The sequence below is a fragment of the Dysgonomonas reticulitermitis genome (genome assembly GCF_054601275.1).
This window is the reverse complement of sequence record NZ_BAAHWU010000094.1, coordinates 1-4,515: the sequence shown is the minus strand read 5'-3', so window position 1 is coordinate 4,515 and position 4,515 is coordinate 1. Positions and strand designations below refer to the sequence as shown.

General features: G+C 50.3%; 5 protein-coding genes. All 5 read right to left on the bottom strand.

Annotation, left to right across the window (positions count from 1 at the left end; translation table 11 throughout):
* Window positions 1-653: FimB/Mfa2 family fimbrial subunit (locus tag ACYPZI_RS15565; RefSeq protein ID WP_459603235.1), on the bottom strand; the 653-nt coding region annotated here is incomplete at its 3' end.
* An 87-nt stretch (window positions 654-740) separates the two neighbouring features.
* The gene (locus tag ACYPZI_RS15560; protein ID WP_459603233.1) at window positions 741-1,877 is read right to left on the bottom strand and encodes a hypothetical protein; all 1,137 of its coding nucleotides are present in this window, start codon (window positions 1,875-1,877) and stop codon (window positions 741-743) included.
* A 95-nt stretch (window positions 1,878-1,972) separates the two neighbouring features.
* Window positions 1,973-3,421 (bottom strand): hypothetical protein, encoded by a 1,449-nt coding sequence (locus tag ACYPZI_RS15555; protein ID WP_459603231.1) that lies wholly within the window; start codon window positions 3,419-3,421, stop codon window positions 1,973-1,975.
* Window positions 3,422-3,463: 42 nt separating this feature from the next.
* Window positions 3,464-4,069, bottom strand: coding sequence for a DUF3575 domain-containing protein (locus ACYPZI_RS15550; protein WP_459603229.1), 606 nt, complete (start codon window positions 4,067-4,069; stop codon window positions 3,464-3,466).
* Between the two features lie 30 nt (window positions 4,070-4,099).
* Complete coding sequence (locus ACYPZI_RS15545) at window positions 4,100-4,465, bottom strand: hypothetical protein (RefSeq protein WP_459603227.1); 366 nt, start codon at window positions 4,463-4,465, stop codon at window positions 4,100-4,102.
* Between the last annotated feature and the right edge of the window lie 50 nt (window positions 4,466-4,515).

Here is a 4,515-nt window from a genome sequence, read left to right as displayed (position 1 = left end):
TAAGAAATGACAGGCGCGGAAGCCTGCATGTCAAAATCATAACCGGCGGACAGGTCCGTCAGTTCCACCAGGGGAAGCAAGGGCTCGCCCTGATCTGATATATCCCCGAAGCCTTTGATATATATTTCTATTTTAATATGGGCGCTGCAAAAATCGACAACCGCTGTTTCAACACCCTGTTCAGGTACGGTTACGATAAAAGATTGGGAAGGGGATAACGCCCGGGGAGCATAATACAGGGGATCTCCACCCGTAGCTATGCCGCTCGCGTCCGGAATGCCGAACCCGGCAAACGCGTCGCTGAACAGGCTTCCTGCGGACAGGTTATCCAGTGTTGTTTTATCATAAGCGTTGCCCCAGCATACAATGCGGTAGGTACCGGCGGCCAGGTTTAATTCTGTTCCCGCGAAGACGGACAGGGCTTCTTTTTCCACGCTTTGATGTTGTACAAAGTAACCGTTTACGTCGAACACAAAGACTTCGGTCCTGTGTATGTTACCGGGAAAAATATCCGCGCCCGCGCCGTCCGTGTGGACGAACTTCAGGATCAGGTTGTTTTCCGTGATTTCAGGGCAGTAATCCAGATCCTCGTCGATACATCCGGCCAGCACATAAACGAAAAACAGCAACAGGCTTATATGATAGAATTTCATAGGTAGTCTCTCTTTAGTTTTTTTTAAAATAGAATAAAAAATCCGGCGAAGCAGGGAAAACTTCTCCGCCGGATTGGATAAGCTGAATTATATTACAGGAGTTACGGGAACAACTGTCCAGTTAGTCAGTGTCACTGTAACCTTTACATCTATCAGGTTGCTGTTCGGTACGGGATCGATATCATTCTCGTCAAATATCAGCGTACCTGCCGAGAGGGTATATACTTTGCCGGCTTCGAAGCTGGTCAAAGCCACGCTCGAGGCGTCTTTATATCCGCTGATTGTGATAAACTGGGTAGAGCCGCTAGTTGGCGCTCCGGAGCTCAACATAACGTCTTCCAGGCGTATGATGATACGCGGAACAGAGCTTCCGGCCGCAGCCGCGAATACGTTATACCCCCATACTTGTCCCGCTGTTGCAGGTGCAACCACGTTACTCGATGGAGTTAGTGCAGTCGGATACCAGTCATAGATAGACGGTTTAAGGGCAGTCGGATATTCGGATGTGCCGTCACTGAATTTGGTTGGGTCCATTCCGTTATTTACAAGGTTTGTGGCGGCTACGAGGCCGTCTACTTCGCCCTGGGAATAATAGTTATCCACAAAGATACCGGCTACTTTGTAGCTGACGATATCGCCGGACGATGTGATATCGGCCAATTCGATACGGGCTACAACTGGAGCCAGAGTGATATTAGCTTCGTAAAGATCATTTCCGCTGGCGCCCCCTCCGGCTGTGAGGAGGGAAGTGGCATCATCCCCGTACAGGCTTACATTGCTGATAGTCCCTTGTGTTGCTACAACAAGTACAGCCTGTTGTACCGCCAAAATACTACCCGACGCCGGAAGTGACACCGTTGTAGGAACGTTACCCACTACATAGACATGATCTACAGAGTTCGGAAGGTTTTCTATGGTTTCTCCAGCGCCGGTCAGGGTGGTGATGTTGATATTGGAGCCGCTAGTCGGCGCACTAGAAATGGTGTACTGCGCTTCGATATTGCCACTAGAAGTAAAATATAATACTCCGTCGTTGAATACAACGGGCGCCGCTGCCTGAACAGCGCCTTCGGCTTTAGTAGCCGGAGCGCTGCTGATCTTTAAGAAAAGGTTTTTTGTGCCGCCGGCGTTCTCTGCGGGAACGTCGTCGTTCGAACAACTGCTGAAGCCTGCTAACAGGGCTACAGAGACCATTAATGCTAAATACTTGAATTTTGTTTTCATTTTTTAAAAATTTTAATTTAAAAACTTGGGTTAATTATTGATATAATTTTATCAATTGTTTTTCTACTGTTTAATTTGTTTTCCTGTTTATTTCTTTATTTCCTGTTTTGATGGTACTTCCGTTTAGCCTGTAGTTTTTTCAGGTTGGCGGCAGCCTCTTCACAACCCAGGCTGTAAGCCTTTGTGAAACAGGCTTCGGCTTTTTCCATATCTTCGCTCAGCAGGGCGATAACGCCCTTGTTATTCTGCGCGGAGCCGCTGTCCCCTGCTTTTTCAAGGTAAGGCATGGCGGCGGCCGGTTCGCCGTTCCGGATCAGGACAGCGGCCGCGTTAGAGTTGGCTGTGGCGTCTTCCGGGAAATTTTTGGGAATGACTTCCAGCAATATGCGGTTGTATTCTGTGCTGCCTGCGCCATAACTCAGGGCCAGGTTATAGAGTTCGAGCTGCGAGAGGTCGCCGGGGCGCTTATCGAGCATGATGGCGGATTGCCTGAGGTCGTATTCCCTGACAATGTAATCGACCAGACATTCCACGCGCCTGAGCCGGGGAAACACTTCCTTAAGCATCGACCGGTAAGAGTCGCCCTTGTCGAGGAGCATCAGTTGGGCTTCGCGCCCGTCATGGATACCGACAGAGGATATGATTTCCAGTATCCTGTCTTTCTGCGGCATGTCGCCGGCCCTGACATGTTCAGCCAGCCCCTCCCAGTCTTCGGCGACGGAACTCACCCTGAACAAGCCCCCGTTAAGGTTGAACCTGCCGCGGATGTATTCCACGAGCGCCTGCGCCCGCTCTTTGGCCAGGCGGTCATTGGTAGTGTAAGAACCCTCGGGTGAAGCATAGCTTATGATATATATGCTTTGCAGGGCAGCGTCGGGATTATTGGCCACATCGCGGATGACTTCGTCGATCGCGGCCAGCGCTTCGGCGTTACGGCGAAAATCGGGAAGGAGTGCCGCACGCCCCTGCTGGAAAGTAAAATAAGCTTCACCATCCTGGAAATCCCAATACGCTTTAACCTGGCGCCCGCGATGTTTTATTTCTTCCCTTTGAGGAATCATAAAAGCGACGGCCGGATGTACACGGCCTGCAAGCCCGGCATTATTATCGAAACGGTAAGTGGTCAGGGTGCTTTTGTTCCGGTAACCCGTGATTTCCTGATGCAGTACCAGGCACGCGGAATCCATCCACTGGGCGTAAGGCGTTTTTACATTGTAATTCAGTAAAGCCTCCTCCTTGATACTACCGGCGGGGATAAAATCGCCCGTACCGCCCTTATCGAAACGGGACAGAACCTTTTCCCTGTTTTTGCCCAGGATGGTAACGCCCGGCAAAATACGGGCCTGATCGCCGGCCTGTACCACCGGATAGAAACGCAGGCTCTGGCTTGTTTCTATGGCGCCGGGGCTTACGCGTGCCCGGTAACTGACGCTCAAACTGTCGTTTTCTTCCTTAAAGTCCTGGATTTCAATATGGACAATGCCCTGGCTGAATACCGGCAGGCTTAAAAATAAAAAAAGGTATACAAAAATAATTTGTTTCATAAATTTATATTTGTTTCTTGTTTCCGGGTTTGCCGATGTAGGTTATTTGATGATGTATATCAGGGAGATACCCGCTTTGGTCGCCCCGAAATAGTTTGTCGGGCCTTCTCCTGTCTTACGGCCGCAGGCCCTGCATTCATAGCGGCTGTAGTCAAGGTACACATACCCCAGGCCTAAGGTGGCTTCCAGGTTCCAGCGGGAAGACAATAGCCACTGGTAACCATAGGAGAAGCCTAAGCCGTAGGCGTCGCCCTGGTAACGGTTGTCGCGTAATGACCCGAAAGGCAGGTTGCCGATGTTAAAATGGCTGTAAAGCAGGTGCGCCCCCAGGAAGTGGCCGTTGAAAGGCTCATTGAGCCAGTAGCGTAATTCGGGCTGTACCAGAAAATGTTTGAACTTGCGATTCTCCGGAAAAGTCCAGGGATTGTAACTGACCGGCACATCCAGGGTCAGGTAATCCGACAGGCGGAACTCCCCGCCCAGATTGAAAGTGGTGGTCGCATCGTACAACAAATTAGTTTTGACGGCCAAACCGGGCAGCTTTGCCCTGAGGGGCGCCGCAGCCGCGCTGCTGATGTCCTGGCCGTGCAGGTTCGCGGTAAAAGCGATACTAAGTAATAGTAGCAGTAATGTAATCGGTTTAAACATTTTTATCTGATATTTTAGGCTTTTAAGGAATTAATTAAAGAAAAGAATATTGACCTCGGCGCCTGGCATCCAATCCTCGTAGTCCAGGCACACACGGTACGGGTAAGTAATCCGTGAAGGGCCGGCCGCCTGGAGGATTTTCCGTATTCGATACCCCCGGAAAACGGAAAGCCCGAAGATGCCCGATACCGTACGCCTGAAGGCCCGGTAACGTTTCTTACCGGCAACCAGCACCATCGGCAGCTCCAGCCGGTGGGTTCCGTCGCTAAGGACTGGTACGAACATGTGGGAAGCGTCTTCTCCCACACGGCGGCAGATAAAAAGCATATCGGCTTCTATATAGAAGCGGAAACCTTTTTGCCGCATCGAAACGGGTACGAATTTTACCTGGTACATATGATCTGTTTTTATATTTTTATTAAACATCAAATCTTCCTGTTCTTACT